The sequence below is a fragment of the Sphingomonas sp. TDK1 genome (assembly GCF_001650735.1).
GTDB lineage: Bacteria > Pseudomonadota > Alphaproteobacteria > Sphingomonadales > Sphingomonadaceae > Sphingomonas.
Genome location: NZ_LXVY01000002.1, coordinates 42974 through 59583, shown reverse-complemented (window position 1 = coordinate 59583; position 16610 = coordinate 42974). Strand labels below are relative to the sequence as shown.

The window sequence follows — 16610 nt, the reverse complement described above, 5'->3', positions numbered from 1 at the left end:
GTTTCTCCGGTGCGAGCAGAAAGGACTTGCATGCAGACGCCCTATGATTGGGTGACCATCGCGATTTTCGCAGGCCTGATCGTGATTTTCCTGCAGAGATCGCAGCCCGATTCCTCGGTACGGGATACCATGATCAGCTATTTGCCGCCGGCAATCGGCTGTGCTGTGGCGAATTATCTCGGCAATGAGGGCTATGATCTGCTGGCGATCCTCACCATCGGTCTCGTGCTCGCGTATATTGCGCTGGTGATCAAGCCGTACGAGTTTTTCAAGCGCCGCTGAGAGCGGCGGTCGCGATTTGTAAATGGTGCGCGTGCCATGGATAAGGGTCTGAAAGCCGTCGCGCGCGCCGACGCGCCGCGGCGCAGATTTTAAGAGGGATGATCTTGTGGCTGTAGGTTCCGCGCTGAAATTCTTGTGGCCCTTCGGACGGCGGGATGCGGCGGAAGAGGAAAGCTATCTTCCGATGCCGGCGACCATCGTGCCACATCGGGACGGCATCCGCGGCCGCCCGGATTTCCCTACTTTCCGCGCCTCCGCGCTTGATCGGCCGCTGGACCGGCGCCGCGAGGAGCGACGGGAAATCACCCGTGCCCGCTTCGCGCTGGCGACCTTCCTCACGCCGACACAGCCGGTCGCCGACCGGGCGAGCTTCGCGGGTCGCCTGGGCGTGCTCGCTCGGCTGATCTCCGCGATCGAGAGTCAGCGCAGTCATGTCGTGCTGTATGGAGAGCGCGGCATCGGCAAGACCTCGCTGCTGCACGTGCTGGCCGATGTGGCGCGCGAATCCAGCTATATCGTCAGCTATGCGACCTGCGGCGCAGACGCGAACTTCTCCGACCTGTTCCGCGCGGTGCTGCACGACGTGCCGCTGCTGTTCCACCGCGACGTGGCGCCCAACGCAGGTGAGGCGGAGAGCGGCGGCAGCCTCGCGGACCGTCTGCCGGCAGGCAAGTTCGGCGCCGGCGAACTTGCCGACCTGTGCTCGGACGTCACCGGCACGCGCGTACTGATCGTCCTCGACGAATATGATCGGGTCGCCGACACCAATTTCCGCCAGCAGGTCGCCGAACTGATCAAGAATCTCTCGGACCGTTCGGCACGCGTCCAGCTCGTGCTGGCCGGCGTCGCGTCGAATCTGCAGGAGCTGATCGGCTATGTGCCCTCGATCCGGCGCAACGTCATCGGCCTGCCGATGCCGCGGTTGCAGGAAACCGAAGTGCAGGAGATGATCGCGCTGGGTGAGACCGCGTCGGGCTTGCGATTCGATCCGAGCCTGACCCGCGTCATCCACTTGCTCGCGTTGGGGTCACCTTATCTGGCGCGCCTGCTGGCGCACCATGCCGCGCTGGAGGCGCTCGACCAGGGGCGGCTTACCGTCGATGCCGGCCATCTTCGCCGCGCGATCGACCAGGCGATCATCGAGATCGAAGGGCGCATGGCGCCCAGGACGGTGCTGGACATGCGCAAGCTGGTCGGCGGGCGCTATGATCCGCTGGTCGCCGCGCTGGCCGAAGCTTCGCGCTCGATCGACGGCTGGTTCGGTGCCCGTGCCGTAGTCGAGCTGCTGCCGGCCTCCACCGTCACGGCGGCGCAGCTGGAGCAGGAGCTTGCCGGCCTCACGGCCCAGCTTGGGCTGGAGACCGAGATGCAGGACGGCGAACGCCGTTTCCGCTTCAACGACGATTCGCTGCCGGTCTATCTGTGGCTGATGGTCGGGCGCCTGCGCCTCGACAGCGGCACGCTGGAAGACGCGCTGGCCACTGCCTGATCGGCCTGTGTTTCGGGGAGGCGGCGTGCCGCGCCGCCCCCTGCTGAATCAGATGTTGCGGCCGAGCAGTTGCAGCAGGCCGGCACCGCCCCGCCAGAAGCGCAGGGCGACAAGCATCGCGATCGCGCGGCCCCGTGCACCCTCGGTACCCGGCGTCCGCAGGATCTTGGCGGCATCCGACGGGATTAGCGCGGGCTGGAGTACCGAACGTGCGAGCCAGCGCAACCGCCCCTTCGGTCGCTCGATGTTGAACAGGAACAGTTCCTGCTGGATGCGGCGGCTCTTCACCAGCAGCGCCGCCCAGTCCGGCCGGGGCGGGTGGCCGACCGAAGCATCGGCGGCATAGTCGATGGTCAGGCCCCGGGCGATCGCGCGGTGGCACCATTCCAGGTCCTCCGACACGCCGGTGCGGAAACCGCCGACCCGCTCGAAATCCGCGCGCATCACGAACAGGTTCGCGGTGACGGTGAACTTGGTACGCCGGACATAGCCCTCATTGTCGAACGACAACGCCATCTCGAGCGCGGCCACCCCGTTCGGGCGGCCCGCGGGCTGCAGCACATACATATGGCCGCCAAGGAACGTGCCGGGGGCGATCTGCGCGGCGCCGGCGGCAAGCCAGCCGGGCTCGACCACGCAATCGCTGTCGGTGAAGGCGAGGATGTCGCCGCGCGCTTCCGCGGCCGCGCCGTTGCGGGCCGGACCTGCGCCCTTCTCCATCACGGTGACGATCCGCGCGCGACCGGCGACGGCGTCCTCCACCGCTGCCAGTCCGCAGGGCGAGTTGTTGTCGCCGACGATGACCTCGAAGGCGTCGCGCCCGACTGTCTGGCGCTCCAGCGCATCGAGGCAGAGGCGCAGGCTCGCCGGATCGTTATAGTGCGGGATGACGACGCTGATGCGAGGCATGCTCACCGCTTGGGCCCCCATTCCGCGAGCAGCTGCCGCAGCCGGGCGGCAAGGGCGCTATGGTCGGTCGTCGCCAGCCGCGGTTCGGTGGCCTTCGCCGCCGCCACCGCCACGCCGAGCTGACGTTCGTCGCGCACGGCGTGCAGAAGGCCGCGATCGGCGAAGGTCTGGGCGATCTCCTCCTGATGATCGTCATAATGCTCGCCGAGATCGTGGCGCCGCGGGAACGCCACCACGCGACAGCCGGCGCGGAGCGCGGTGACCAGCGACCCGGTACCGCCATGGCAGATCACCATGTCCGCATCGCGCAGCAGGAGCTGGAGATCGTCGAACGGGATGGTGCGGCGAATTTCCACATCGGGGATGCCCGGGTCGGCCAGCTCCTGGTCGCCATATTGCAGGATCAGCTTGCCCGGCAGACCGCCGGCACGCTTGAGATCGAGCACCGCCTGGACCAGCCGGGGGAAGGGCAGGGTGGCGCCCACGGTCGCGAAGGTCAGCGCCTGCTTGGGCGGGCGGGGGGTATCGAGCAGGCGGAACGGATCGAACAGCTCGGCATCGGGCCAGGTCTGCTTGAGCGCGGCCGACTGCACGATCGTCACCGTGGCGATGCCCTTCACCATCTTGCCGAAGGCGGAAGGGTGATCGAAGCGCGCGAAGCTTTCGATATGGACGAACTTCGCGCCGGACAGCTTGGCGAGCAGCGCGGTGAAATACACCGCGCCGGCACCGGTGGAGATCACCACGTCGGGCTTGTGGCGTCGCAGGATCGACAGGCTCTGGCGGAAGTTGCGCAGGGCGCCGCCGAGCATGCGGAAGGGGTGGCCCAGCTTGGCCTGTCCCAATGCATAATGTTCGACCAATTCCACCGGATGCTTTTCGGCCAGGCTGCGGCCCAGCGCGGTATCTTCGGTGACGAAGAAATAGTCATGTTCGCGCCACACGGATTCCAGGTCCAGGATCTGGCGCAGATGGCCCCCGCCGGAGGCGGCGAGGCACATTTTCAGCGGCTTGCCCGCAGCTTGTTCCGTTGCGGTCGCTTCCGACATGCCGTTCCCTTCGTACCATCTGTCTCCCGGCGGGAGCGATGTTGCACTGCCAACGCTATTGCGGATGCCCGCCTGCCCGAATAGGTTCAAGTAGAAGTTTGTGCCGTGCGCAATTCCGTGCCGGTGGGGAGGTCTTCATGAAGAAATGGTTCCTGGTGACGGCGGTCGCGGCTGCCGCGCTTGCCGTGTCCGGTTGCGGCGGCAAGGACGGCAAGCTCGACAAGGGGCAGGTGGTTGCCAGCGTGGATGGCGACGAAATCACCGTTTTCGAGCTGAACGCGGAAGTGCAGGCGTCGCAGGTGCCGCCGGGGACGGATCGCAAGCTGGCCGAGCAGCTCGCGCTGCAGCGCATCATCGAGCGCAAGATCCTCGTGAAGGTCGCGCGCGAGCAGAAGCTCGACAAGACCCCCGCCTTCCTGATCCAGCAGCGCCGCGCCGACGAGCTGATCCTCGCCACCATGCTGCGCGACAAGATCGCCAGCGGCATCGCGCAGCCGACCGATGCGGAGATCGCCCAGTATCAGACGGCGCATCCCGACCGGTTCGCGCAGCGCAAGATCTACAGCATCGAGCAGATCGTGTTCCCGCCGCCGGGCTCGGCGGACAAGTTCAAGCAGTTCGCCCCGCTGAAGACGCTGGACCAGCTTGCCGCCAAGCTGACCGCCGACGGCGTGCAGTTCCGGCGCGCACCGAGCCAGATCGACACCGCGGCGCTGCCGCCGGAGATCGCCGGCAAGATCGCGGCGCTGCCGCCGCAGGAGATGTTCATCCTGCCGAGCCAGCAGGGGCTGACCGCGAATGTGATCACCGGCGTTACCATCCAGCCGCTGCCGGCGGACCAGGCGCGCGAGCTGGCGCTCAATTCGCTGCGCACCGAGCGGTTCAGCAAGGCGGCCGACGCGCAGCTGAACGAGCGCCTGAAGAAGGCGCGCGCCAGCGTGAAGTACCAGCCGGGCTATGGCGCGCCGCCCCAGCTGAACGGGGCCCCCGCACCGAAGGACGGCGGAAACGCGCCTGCCGGCGGGAACTGATCTTGGAGAACCGGGCCGCCATCGATCGCGCGGCCCGGGTTTTTAGCGTGGATCGCCGGTTCGGCGATAGCCGTACCACCAGCGCGGACGTTCGTTCAGCACCGCCCGCCAACCCTTTGCCAGCTGTCGCAATCGGTCCGCATCGTGCGGCTTGAGCCGCGCGAGCAGCGGTGCGATCGCAGCGTATTTCGCTGCTGTAAGCCATAGCGCGCAGCCAGTAATCCAGGCGCCGAGCGGGCTGAAATGCTTGCGCGCATAATGCATGCGCCCTGTCGTCAAATATATCAGACGGCTGCCCGACATCGATTGTCCACTGCCCGTATTGTGTACGACGCCTACACCGGGGTCCACCAGGACGATATCGCCGCGGCTGCGGATGCGCTCGAAGAGATCAATCTCCTCGGCGTAGAGAAAGAAGCCCTCGTCGAAGCCGCCGATGGCCCGCCAAACATCGGTTCGCACCATCATGAAACCGCCGTTCAGGACATCGACCGGGCCCGGTTCGACGGCGTTGGGGGCGAGGCCGCCTCGACGCAGCGGGCTGCTGTCAACGATGGATACGACAAAATCGCCCGGTGTCGGCAGCGCCATGAAATTCGCAGGGTCGAGGTCGCCCTTCGGAGAGTAGGATCGGCCGCCCCACGCTGCCGCTTCCGGTCGCTGCTTTGAGAACGCAACCAGGCGATCGATCGATCCGGGCATCGGTGCTGCGTCCGGGTTGACGAGCAGCAGGCGCGGCGCGCGAGCGTGCCGTGCTAGACGATTGTTGCCCGCGCCGAAGCCGATATTGCCCTCGCTCGCGACAATTCGAACATCTGGAAATTGCGCGCGCGTGAAGGCTTCGCTTGAGCCGTCGCCGTTGTCGATCAACAGGATTTCAAACCGCGTTCCCCTGGCGGCTGCGGCGATGCTCGAGAAGCATTCAGCGAGAAACGGCACCGACTGGTAGGCGACCACCAGGACGCTGACCTCAGGATCTGGGCATACGGACATGCCACATCATAGCTACGCTGCAATGCGGCGTCGAGCGGCAAACCATTGCAGCAGCCGCAGATTTTCTAGCCTCGTGAGAGGCTGGAAAGGAAATGTTTACCGCGTCCTTTTGGCCAATATTCAAGCGGCCATAGTATTCAGGCTGGTGGGGTTAATGTTCGACGTGGGGTCGAACTAGTGAGAGTACCGCACATGCCGGATATTATCGTTAAGAATCAGACGGAGCTGGACGCTGCGATCAAGGCGGCAAAGGGTGGCGAGACAATCAAGCTGGCTGCCGGAACCTATACGGGTGTAAGTGTCGTCAACAAGAACTTCACCTCGAACGTAACGATCACTTCCTTGGATCCCAAAGCGAAGGTGAACGTGACGAAGTTCGCCGTCACCGGTTCAAGCAACGTGACGTTGAAGGACATCGACGCCAAGGTCAGCGTGATGGCGACTACCGAGGATGCAAAGGTAAACGTCGTCTACAGCTCGAGCAACGTCGTCTTGGATGGCATGGGCATCAGCGGCGGCACGGGTGACCCTTCCGCATCGCTCGGCTACGGCATTCATGTCCGTAACAATACGGGGTTCACCATTAAGAACTCGTCGATCGACCATTACACGGTCGGCATGTTGGTGCAGAATGTCGACGATATGAAGGTGCTGAATAACAGCTTTCTCAACAATCGTCGCGATCACACCAATTTCACCGAGATGAGCAATCTGGTGATCGACGGAAACAGCTTTACCAATCTGTTCCCGGTGGGCGATGAGCATCCCGATGCCATCCAGTTCTTCACGGCCAACAAGGTCAAGGCCAACACCGACATCACCATTCAGAACAATGTGATCATGCAGGGCGCCGGCCGAGGATCGCAGGGTATTTTCATGGGCGAGGAGACGGGCGGAAAGCTTCCCTACAAAAACGTCAACATTAAGAACAACATGGTGTACGTGACCGGGTGGTACCAGGGCATCATGGTCGCCAACGGCTCGAACGTGAATGTCGTCTCGAACACGGTCGTCTCGAAGGTGGATACCCAGGATTTCTGGATCCAGCTCAACAATATTAATGGCGGGACGGTTGCCGACAACGTGACCGACAGCCTGGTGCTGAACGGCACGTCGAACCTCACGATGGGCAAGAATGCCATCCTCAAGCAGGATTCAGCCACGCTGCGCCAGGTCGTCGGCATCAACGCCGTCAACTCCGCGCGTCTCGCTGATCTGATAGTGCCCGGCATGGGCTATCACCCGCCGGCGGGCAGCGCAGCCGCAGCGCTGGTGAACAGCCAGATCCTCGCAGCGAAGCCAGCCAACCCGTCGCTGGTGCTGGACCTCAGCTTCAACGCCAACGGTGTGGTCGATCAGTCGCGCTGGAACTCGGTCCAGACGGCGATCGCACCGAATCCGGACCTAATCCAGGGCGATCGGTTCCAGCTGCGCACCGGCGGCGGGATGGAGCTGAATCGCGGTTTCAGCCGTCAGATCTACGGCATGTCGGCGTTCACGCTCAGCTTCGACCTGCAGCGCGACGCGCCGACCAGCCCCGCTGGCCAGATTATCGGGATCTTCCGCTCCTGGGGCCTGGTGCTGCGCGCGGATGGTGAACTCGCGTTCTCGATGACGAATGCGGCCGGCCAGAACTTCGCCTTCAACACCAAGGGCGCGAAGCTCATCGATGCGGCAAATCACAAGATCGCAGTGACCTACGACAGCGCGCGTAGCCAGGCGATCATCTATGTCGACGGTGTCGAAAAGGGTGTGGGGGTGATCAGCGGCACGACCCGGCCGCCCGAATCCTGGGGTCTGTATCTTGGATCGCCGTTTGGCGGTGGTACCGCGAGTGCCAAGATCGGCGACATCGAGATCCGGGACGTCGCGCTCAGCGGGGCGCAGGTCCAGACGCTTGGCCTCCCCCAGCAGAATGCTGGCTCGGATGCGGGCAAGTATGGCCTCACCAAGGGGATCGTATCGACCGCGACCCAGGTTCTGGCAAATGCGGGTAACCAGACGCTGGCACCTGCCGCGACCCTGGCGACGATGACGACCGTGACGACCGCTACGGCGCAGGTGTCACAACTCCAGCAGGTGCTTGCCAACAAGACGTTGCTCGGCGAGGGCACCGTGTCTGCCGGTCTTGGTGGATCGACCTTTGCGCAGCGACTGTCCTTTGACCTCTATCACGTCTGAGGCGCGGAGGTAGCGCGCGAACGATAGGCGGGGGCGGCGCACGTCGTCGCCCCCGCCTTCTTTCGAACCGTGTCACGCCGCTTGCTTTCTGTGTGTTGCTGAACCAAACGAACCGCGGTGACGTGCGCTGTTTCGGCTGTTTCCCGGCAGCGGTGCCATTTCGTTTGATTGAGGAGGGTGTCGATGGCGACCGCGTCGCGTGGGTTCCGTGTAGAGCCGATTCGCGCCTTTGCCGTACGCCATCGGCTTCGTTGGCTGGAAACCCTCGTCCAGAAGCGCCGGGACGTGCTGCCCTCCTATGTTCCCCAACGTGCCGGTTGGGCAATTGCCGGACGCCGCCTCCTGTTGGTCACAACGGTGGTACTCGTTGCGGCCTTCTACGGACTTGCGTCGGCGATTCTGCCGCCGACCCTTCTGGCAATGATCGCAGCGCCATATGGCCTGCTCGCGCTTCTCGTCATCTGGGCGTTGCCCAATGCGAAGACCGCGCCGACCGAGTTGCTAGTCCGCCTTTTCCTTCTGTATCTAGTCATCCAGCTGTTGTGGCCGGTTTATCTCGCTTTTGAGACCAGCGGCTTGCCCCGTATGGCACCGCGGCGCGTGGTGGGCACCATACAAGCGCTCATCCTGTTGATCTGCCTTTCGATGTCGCGTCCTTTCTGGTCTCAAATGGCCACGCTGCTCAAGGATACGCGGCCCGTCTCCACCTTCTTCATCGTCTTCTTCATCGGGCAGTTCCTCTCTACCCTCTTCTCCGCGTCTCCGCTCGCGGCGATTGGGCCATGGATCGGTGGTACGCTCGTCAACACGCCGATGTTCTTCATCACCCTTTGGATCTTGGGTACCAGGACGCGCTCGATCGACTGGTGGGTCGGGTGGCTGCTGTTTTGCGTGGGCGTCATGATGGTGATCGGCTTTGTCGAGTTCCGAGCGCAGCACATTCTTTGGGCGAACTCGATCCCGTCGTTCCTTCGGGTCGACGAGAACATGCTGGAGGTGATTCTCACGCCCAATTTTCGAGGCCATTACCGCGTCGTCACCACCTTCTCGTCCCCGTTGGTGTGGGGCGAGCTGACCGCGCTCGCCATGCCGTTCGTATTGCATCGCATCGCTAACGCGAAGACGACCCAGATCCGCCTTTTCTGGATCGCCTTCGATTTAGCGCTGGTGGTCTCGGCGTATTTGAGCGGCGCGCGTCTTGCGATGGTCGGCGGCATCAGCGCGCACGTCCTGTATCTCTTTTTCTGGGCGATCCGCCGCTGGCGCAACGATCGTGGAAGCCTTCTCGGCATTGCTACGACGATGATGTATCCTGCGTTCGTTCTGGTGCTGTTGTTGGCGGTGGCGTTCGTGCCTGCCGTTCACAACCGCGTGCTCGGCGGTGGGACCGCCCAGGCCAGCAACTACGCCCGGCAGGAGCAATTCCGACTTGCCGTACCGGCAGTAGCCAAGCGACCGATCTTCGGTTGGGGACCGGGCTATGGTGCGCAGGCAGTTGGTTGGCACAATGAGGCCGGCTTCCTGTCAATCGACAGTGCCTTCCTGATGACCGCGGCGGATAATGGGCTGGTGGGGTTGATCAGCTACTTCGGCGGGGTCGTGCTGATGATGGTGATGCTAGCGCTACGCGGCTTTCGATCTCGCACGGAGGGGATGCCGATGGAATTCGCGCTAGTGTCCGTCTACGCGGTATTCCTGCTGAGCCGTTCGGTATTGTCGCAACGCGACAACGACAATCTATATTGGATGCTGTTCGGGATCGGCGCCGCGCTACTATACCTAAACAGGGATCTTCGGGCGCCACATAAAACACGTGCCGGAGCCGCCGCCTGAGCGGCGGCTACCGCGGCGCCTTGCGAAGGATCAGGATGCCAGCAACATCGCGACGTTGCGCGGCAGATCATGATATAGATAGCCCCCGGACAACAGGGTCTGCCGCCGCTGCACAAAATTCTGTCGTCCGGTATCCACGAAGCGCTCGATCACCCGCCGCGTTTCCTCGGGCAGCGAGGTGCCGAATTTGTCAATCAGGGCCTGGGCCTGCATTCGGCGCAGGTGCATCCCTCGCCGTACCTTGCTGATCTTCCCCCTGGCGAGCAGATAGTCGACGAAGCTCGACTTCTTGGGTGCCGATGAATTGCTGGCATGCACACGGTACGACATCGTCGTCTGATCGATTGACTCAAGGTGACCGAAAGCCGCGGCAACGAGTAGCATCCACCAGTCATGCCCGGTCACAGCGTCCAGCGGCGTGTCGCGGGCAAGGAGGTTGAGGGCGCGGTTGGAACCGGACGCGCAGCCGATCATCGGCGCACATACCAGCATGGTCGCCAGGCTGAAGGTGCTAGGATCGCCCATGCGCTTGTAGGCGCGATAGCTGGGGGCGATCACGGCATCTTGGGCATCCACGACGCGCGCGTCGCTATAGGCATAGATCGGCGTCTCCGCGCCCAGTCGCCCTTCGGCCATGCGCAGCGCGTCGAGCGTGAGGTCAACCTTCGTATCGTCCCACACGTCGTCGGCATCGGCGTAGAGCGTGTACGGCGCGGTGCTAAGGTGGAGCAAGCGCGTGAAATTTGCCTTGGCCGAGCCGCTTGGTTCCCCCGTTAGCAACACGACGGGCCGACCAAAATCCTGGAGCTCCTCGCGTAGGATTGCTACCGTATCGTCCCGCGATCCGTCGTCACGAACGATCAGCCGAAAGTCTCGGTTGCGCTGCGCCCGGATCGAGCGGACCATTGGCCGGAGGAAGGCGGCGCTGTTGTAGGTCGCCATTAGGATATCACACGAAATGCCATCGGCATTCAGGATCGCGCGATCGCCCATCAAAAACTCGTCGGCCATGGGATCCTTTTGATACGCTGTGTGTCGAACGCGTAAACTGTCTGTCAGAGCTTAAGGTTTCCTATCGTCGCTCTCAGGGCACATTCCGCCGTCGGACCAGCCTCGCCACAAGCGATGCGAGCAGACGCTGGTCCGTGCGGGGCAGGATCCTCCACGCGCAGAAGGCGATCGCGAAACTCCACACGATGGTTGCCGCGGTCCAGGCGGGAAATGAAATCCGATACAGCGCCCCGATCAGAGCGGCGATAGTAAGCGTGACGGCGCAGATGCCCACGCCCTTTGCAGTGTCGGATAGCAGTTCCCCGCGCCATCCCAGCAGCGCGAAATCGGCAGCTGCGCGTACAAGATATACGCCGGCGCAGGCGGCGACTCCGCCATAATGGGCGGCAAGGTAGAGGCCGGCGACGAACGGCACGAGCTCTGCCAGCTGGATCATGGCGCTCCCCTTGGGGTCGCCGGTCGCTTGTAGGCCGCTGAACGGGATCACTGCTAGCGCCGTCCACCAAGCGCCGAAAAAGAGCAGCAGCGCGGAGGGCGTCGCCGCGCCGCCAATCGACTTGCCCAGCCAAAGGTCAAGGAACGGGGCGGTGATCAGCAATCCGCCGCCGATCGCCAGAGTCAGGGACGACAAGATGAGCTGAAGCGCGCGCACCTGCATGCTGTGCTTCTCATCAGGCCCCGCCGTCGGCAGGTGCGGGAACAGCGCGCTGGAAAGGGCGGCCGGCAGCAATGATACGCGCTGCGCCAGCTGCAGCGGCGCGGTGTAGATCGTAACTGCCACAGGCCCGAGAACCGCAGCGATGATGAGGCGATCGGCCATGGTCAGCGCCGTCGCGACGATCGTTGTCAGCGACGCCCATCTTCCATATCCGAGAAGCATCCCAGCCTCCCGGCGAGAAAAGCGCACGACGAACCGCTGCAGGATGTTGCGCTTCAGTGCGGGCAACAGGCCAAGCATCGGCAATGCCCGCCCTATGAACGCAGCGATCAGGAGGTTGCGAAGCTGGGGGCCGGCGGCATAGGCGGCGATCAACGGCACCACCTGAAAGAGCACTGAGGAGGCGGTGGTTGAAACGTTGACCAGCACAAAAAGGCGCCGCCCCAGCAGCGCGCCATTGATCACCGCGGAAAACAATACGAGCGGCCAGCACGCCGCAATCACATAGGCGCTGCTAGCGATCTCCGCCTGTAACGATGCGCTGCCGTTGAACTTGCCTGAGAAGAAATAGCTGATCGCTCCGAAGATCATGCCAAAGCCGATCAGCGACATCGGCACGCACAGAGTCAGTGCGGTGAATACGATGTTGGCGGTGCGGGCCGGGTCGCGATCAACGTTGGCCGCAACGCTGTATTGCGTCGCGCGCGTCACGCCGAAATCAAGGAAGTTGAAGGTCGACAGGAAGAGCCACGCGATCGCCAGCACGCCGAAACGATCTGCGCCGATCGCGTGCAGGTACAACGGCACCGTCAGAATGCCCACCAAGCTGGCGATGATCGTGCCTGCGAGGTTCGTCGCAGTGTTGCGGCCTATGCTCACGCCGCCTCCTGACCGTCGATTGTCCGCGTGAGCTGGCGACTGCCCGAAAACGTCGCGGTAGAGAAGTCGGTCGCCTGCATAGCCGAGGTATGCCCTATATCGCTGACCCCATGATTCGTGCACGGTGTCCGCAGGACTGTTGCGGTGCGCAATAGCAAACTGTCAAGCGACCTGGGGAGGGGCTTTTTGCGGCCGGTGTGATGATGCTGCGACGCGACAATATGGGGTCGAAACAAGGCTTCCGTCCTTGTACCCGGGTGCAAGGCGGCGCTAGGTAGTGGGGCGCCTTCTGCCCCTCTACCACGCCCGGAGATATGAGATGACCATGGCCGTACTCGCCTTGATGACCACAGTGGCAGTATCGACGCCAGCGCAGCTTACTGCGGCGATCAACAAGGCGCGCGGCGGGGAAGAGATCGTTCTAGCGCCGGGTGACTATGCTGCGCAGCGATTCATCGAGATCAAATATGCTCAGCCGGTTACGCTGCGGAGCGCTGATCCGGAGCATCCGGCGCGCATTGCCAAACTCAACATGCTGAATGCGCGCAACGTGGTGTTTCAGGACATCGAGTTCACGCGAAACCGGGGGGGCGAGCCGTACTGGTTCGGTATTGTGACGATTACCGCAGGGGAGAATATCGTCTTTCGGAGGGGCAGCATCCACGGAAGTCTGAACGGGAATGCCAGTGACGACCAGATGGGCATCGTTTCGCACGGAACCAATGGTCTCAATCTGACCGGTGTGACCTTCAAGCAACTCAACGTCGCTCTTGTCCTGAATGATTCCACTAACCTCGTCGTCCAGGGTAACTCGTTCAGTGAGCTCGCTACCGATTCCATGGAGATTCCCGGTACCAAGGGAGCGTTGATCGAGAATAATCACTTTTTTAACTACCAGCCCAATCCCGGTGCGCATACCGATGGTATTCAATGCTGGACGAGAAACAAGAAATCTGCCTGCAAGGATATCATCATCCGCAAGAATTGGTTCGACAGTGCTCCTGGCAAGGAGTTCCAGGGAATATTTTTCGGAGATGAAGCGAATATCGGCGGGTATGATCGCATAGAAATCAGTAACAACAAATTCAATGCGACGATGTGGCATGCCATTTTTGTCGGTGCGGGCAGCGATATTGTCATCAAGGACAATGTCATTACGGCAGGTCCGACGATGAAGCCCTGGATCAAGACAGCATCACCTGCGACCGTTACAGGTAACTCCGCACCTGCGTACATTATCGCTGGTTCGATGAAAGTCCCCAAGGGCAACAAGATCGGCGGCCTCTTCAAGCGCTGACGTGCCGGATCGGCGTGCCGGCCCTTGCGTCGGCGCGCCCGTGCGCTAAGCGCTGGGACATGATCAAGCACGCCCTTTCCGTCACGCGCGACGGCGATTTCGCGCAATGGTACCAGACCGTCATCAGCGAAGCCGACATGGCCGAGGATTCGGGCGTGCGCGGCTGCATGGTCATCCGGCCATGGGGCTATGGCATCTGGGAGCGCATCCAGCGCCTGCTCGACGATCGCATCAAGGCGACGGGCCACGAGAATTGCTATTTCCCGCTGTTCATCCCGCTTTCCTATTTCGAGAAGGAAGCCGAGCATGTCGACGGCTTCGCCAAGGAAATGGCGGTCGTCACGCACCACCGCCTCGTCCAGAAGGACGGCAAGCTGATCCCCGATCCCGAGGCGAAGCTGGAAGAGCCCTTGGTCGTCCGTCCCACCTCGGAGACGGTGATCGGCGCGGCGATGTCGCGCTGGGTGCAGAGCTGGCGTGACCTGCCGGTGCTGATCAACCAGTGGGCGAACGTCGTCCGCTGGGAAATGCGCACCCGCATGTTCCTGCGCACCGCCGAATTCCTGTGGCAGGAAGGGCATACCGCCCACGCTACGGTGGAGGAGGCGCAGGAAGAGACCTTGAAGATGCTCGAGGTCTATCGCAGCTTCGCGGAGGACTGCCTGGCGATGCCGGTGGTCGCGGGCGAGAAGCCGGAGAATGAGCGTTTCCCGGGCGCGGTCTCGACCTTCTCGATCGAGGCGATGATGCAGGACGGCAAGGCGCTACAGGCCGGCACCTCGCACTTCCTCGGCACCACCTTCTCCTCGGCGCAGGACATCAAGTTCCAGAATTCGGAAGGCCAGTTCGAGCTGGCGCAGACGACCAGCTGGGGCGTCTCCACCCGCATGATCGGCGGGCTCATCATGGTGCACGGCGATGATGACGGCCTGCGCGTGCCGCCGATGGTGGCACCGTGGCAGATCGTGATCGTGCCGATGCTGCGCGACCAGCCCGAGGACGCGGCGACGATCGACTATTGCAAGTCGTTCCAGGCCGAACTCGCCAAGCTGACCGCGCTCGGCGAACCGGTGCGCGCGCTGCTCGACCTGAAGGCGGTGAAGGCGCAGACCAAGCGCTGGGGCTGGCTGAAGAAGGGCGCGCCGATCGTGATCGAGGTCGGCGGGCGCGACGTCGCCGGCGGCAATGTTTCGGTGATCCAGCGCAACAAGCTCTATCGCGAGGACGGCAAGCTCGATTCGCAGATCATGCCGCGCGGTGATTTCGTGGCGGAAGCGGCGGCGATCCTGGAGAGCATCCAGCAGGGCCTGTATCTCGACGCGCGCGAGCGGCTGGACAGCAATATCCGCCGCGACGTGACCGACTTCGATGCGCTGGCCGCGATGTTCGCCGATTCGGTGAAGTTCCCCGGCTGGGCCGAAGTCAGCTGGGCGAAGCCGACCGGTGCCGAACTGGACGCGGTGGTCGAGCGGCTCAAGGCGCTCAAGCTCACCTTCCGCAACGTGCCGGGCGATGCCACCCCGGCCGAAGGCACCTGCCTGTTCACCGGCAAGCCGGCGGTCGAGCGCATTCTGGTCGCGCGCGCCTACTGATCGTCGGATTCGCCCCAACCGGGAGGATCCGGCTTGACCGACCTCGTGTCACCTGCAAGCACCCTGCTCCCGCGAAGGGGGCAGGGCCGATGCGGGTGGTACTGGCGACGATGGGCACGTTGGGGGACGTTCATCCCTTCATCGCGCTGGCGCTTGGCATGCAGGCGCGGGGGCACGAACCCGTCTTCGCCGGCGCCGAGTCGGTGCGGGGGATCGCCGAGCGGCATGGCATCGAATTCCATCCCGTCCGCCCGGATGGCCCGCAGCTGCTTGCCGATACCGGTATGGACGAGGGCGAGATCGCGCGGGCTCTGGCCACGGATTTCGGCTTCGTCATCGATCGCGTGCTGGTGCCGTACGCCGAGGCGACACTGGCCGACTTGATGCCGGTGATCGCGAGCGCCGATCTCGTGCTCACCAGCAGTTTCTCCATCCATGCGCGGATCGCGGCGCAGGCGGCGGGGGTACGGCTCGCCTCGGCGCTGCTCCAGCCCATCACCCTGCTTTCCGCCGAGGATCCGCCGGTGCTGCCGCGCGGCGAAACCATGCTGGTGGCGCTGCGGCGGTGGTTCGGGGCACGTGCGGTGCGGCCGCTGCTGCGGCTGGCCGAACGGACCTATGCCCGGAAACTGCGCCCCTTCGCCGCCTTGCGCGCGCGGATCGGAGCGCCCCCCTTTTCGGGCAACGAGATGCTGTCCGGCCCGCTCGCCGTGGACCGGGCCATCGGCCTCTGGTCCCCCGCCTTCGCCCCGGCGCCCGCCGATGCGCCTGCGTGTTTCGTCCAGACGGGCTTCGTCTTCTATGACGGGGGCTTTGCCGGGCAGGGGCTTTCGGCCGCGGTGGAAGCCTTTCTGCAGGCGGGGCCGCCGCCGCTGGTCTTCACGCTCGGCACCATGGCCATCTACGCCGAGGACGGCTTCTACGCCGAGAGTGCGGAGGCCGCGCGCCGGCTCGGTCGTCGCGCGGTGTTGCTCGTCGGCGACGATCTGCTGACGAAGCAGCAGGCACTTGCCGGGCCGGATGTGCTGGTGGTGGGATATGCCCCGCATTCGCAGCTGTTCCCGCGCGCTGCCGCGGTGATCGGCCATGGCGGCATCGGTACGACGGGGCAAGCGATCCGTGCGGGGATACCGCAACTCGTCTGCCCGATCTTCGGCGACCAGTTCGACAATGCGGCGCGTATCGCCCGCGCCGGATTGGGCCTCGTGCTGCCCAAGCGTCGCTACACCGCAGTCCGCGCTGCCGAGGTGATCGAGCGACTGCTCGGTAGCGACGCCATCGCCGGTCGTGCGCGACAGGCGGGGGCGGACATTGCGGTCGAGGATGCGGTCGGCCGGGCGCTCGACGCCCTGGGCATCGACGCCGGTTCCTGAGTCGGTCGCCCGAATCGATTCGCGCGCAGCAAG

The 16610-nt window shown here is 63.7% G+C and carries 13 protein-coding genes; 8 read left to right on the top strand and 5 right to left on the bottom strand.

The genetic code is table 11. The features are described from left to right. Window positions 1-30: 30 nt before the first annotated feature. Together A7X12_RS01495 and A7X12_RS01490 are read left to right on the top strand one after the other, a co-directional pair. Window positions 31-282: an XrtV sorting system accessory protein gene (locus tag A7X12_RS01495; RefSeq protein WP_064309876.1), complete on the top strand. Its 252-nt coding sequence runs from the start codon at window positions 31-33 to the stop codon at window positions 280-282. 106 nt (window positions 283-388) lie between these two features. Further along, window positions 389-1771: an ATP-binding protein gene (locus tag A7X12_RS01490; protein WP_064309875.1), complete on the top strand. Its 1383-nt coding sequence runs from the start codon at window positions 389-391 to the stop codon at window positions 1769-1771. A 48-nt stretch (window positions 1772-1819) separates the two neighbouring features. On the opposite strand, the gene A7X12_RS01485 is transcribed toward A7X12_RS01490, so the two are convergent. Both A7X12_RS01485 and welK read right to left on the bottom strand, forming a co-directional pair. Further along, window positions 1820-2680 carry a glycosyltransferase family 2 protein gene (locus A7X12_RS01485; protein ID WP_064309874.1) on the bottom strand — a complete coding sequence of 287 codons (861 nt, stop codon included), beginning with the start codon at window positions 2678-2680 and terminating at the stop codon, window positions 1820-1822. A 2-nt stretch (window positions 2681-2682) separates the two neighbouring features. Then, window positions 2683-3729, bottom strand: a complete 1047-nt coding sequence (gene welK / locus A7X12_RS01480; protein ID WP_064309873.1) for a beta-1,4-glucuronosyltransferase WelK — start codon at window positions 3727-3729, stop codon at window positions 2683-2685. A 137-nt stretch (window positions 3730-3866) separates the two neighbouring features. Between welK and A7X12_RS01475 the strand changes: the two genes are divergently transcribed. Further along, on the top strand, window positions 3867-4760 hold the full coding sequence (locus tag A7X12_RS01475; protein ID WP_064309872.1) for an EpsD family peptidyl-prolyl cis-trans isomerase: 894 nt from the start codon (window positions 3867-3869) through the stop codon (window positions 4758-4760). Between the two features lie 42 nt (window positions 4761-4802). Here the strand turns inward: A7X12_RS01475 and A7X12_RS01470 are convergent, their stop codons facing one another. After that, complete coding sequence (locus tag A7X12_RS01470; RefSeq protein WP_064309871.1) at window positions 4803-5753, bottom strand: glycosyltransferase family 2 protein; 951 nt, start codon at window positions 5751-5753, stop codon at window positions 4803-4805. A gap of 192 nt (window positions 5754-5945) precedes the next feature. On the opposite strand from A7X12_RS01470, the gene A7X12_RS01465 reads away from it, so the two are divergent. Together A7X12_RS01465 and A7X12_RS01460 are read left to right on the top strand one after the other, a co-directional pair. After that, window positions 5946-7934 (top strand): LamG-like jellyroll fold domain-containing protein, encoded by a 1989-nt coding sequence (locus A7X12_RS01465; protein ID WP_064309870.1) that lies wholly within the window; start codon window positions 5946-5948, stop codon window positions 7932-7934. Between the two features lie 183 nt (window positions 7935-8117). Continuing rightward, on the top strand, window positions 8118-9767 hold the full coding sequence (locus tag A7X12_RS01460) for an O-antigen ligase family protein (protein ID WP_064309869.1): 1650 nt from the start codon (window positions 8118-8120) through the stop codon (window positions 9765-9767). 30 nt (window positions 9768-9797) lie between these two features. Here A7X12_RS01460 and A7X12_RS01455 read toward each other — a convergent pair whose 3' ends face one another. Next, window positions 9798-10778 carry a glycosyltransferase gene (locus tag A7X12_RS01455; RefSeq protein ID WP_064309868.1) on the bottom strand — a complete coding sequence of 327 codons (981 nt, stop codon included), beginning with the start codon at window positions 10776-10778 and terminating at the stop codon, window positions 9798-9800. A 73-nt stretch (window positions 10779-10851) separates the two neighbouring features. Beyond that, the gene (locus A7X12_RS01450) at window positions 10852-12201 is read right to left on the bottom strand and encodes an oligosaccharide flippase family protein (protein WP_332308497.1); all 1350 of its coding nucleotides are present in this window, start codon (window positions 12199-12201) and stop codon (window positions 10852-10854) included. A 439-nt stretch (window positions 12202-12640) separates the two neighbouring features. Between A7X12_RS01450 and A7X12_RS01445 the strand changes: the two genes are divergently transcribed. The 3 genes from A7X12_RS01445 to A7X12_RS01435 all read left to right on the top strand — a co-directional run bounded on the left by A7X12_RS01445 (window position 12641) and on the right by A7X12_RS01435 (window position 16577). Further along, window positions 12641-13612, top strand: a complete 972-nt coding sequence (locus A7X12_RS01445) for a right-handed parallel beta-helix repeat-containing protein (protein ID WP_232318242.1) — start codon at window positions 12641-12643, stop codon at window positions 13610-13612. Between the two features lie 59 nt (window positions 13613-13671). After that, on the top strand, window positions 13672-15204 hold the full coding sequence (locus tag A7X12_RS01440; RefSeq protein ID WP_064309866.1) for an aminoacyl--tRNA ligase-related protein: 1533 nt from the start codon (window positions 13672-13674) through the stop codon (window positions 15202-15204). Between the two features lie 89 nt (window positions 15205-15293). Beyond that, the gene (locus tag A7X12_RS01435) at window positions 15294-16577 is read left to right on the top strand and encodes a glycosyltransferase (protein WP_064309865.1); all 1284 of its coding nucleotides are present in this window, start codon (window positions 15294-15296) and stop codon (window positions 16575-16577) included. Window positions 16578-16610: the final 33 nt, after the last annotated feature.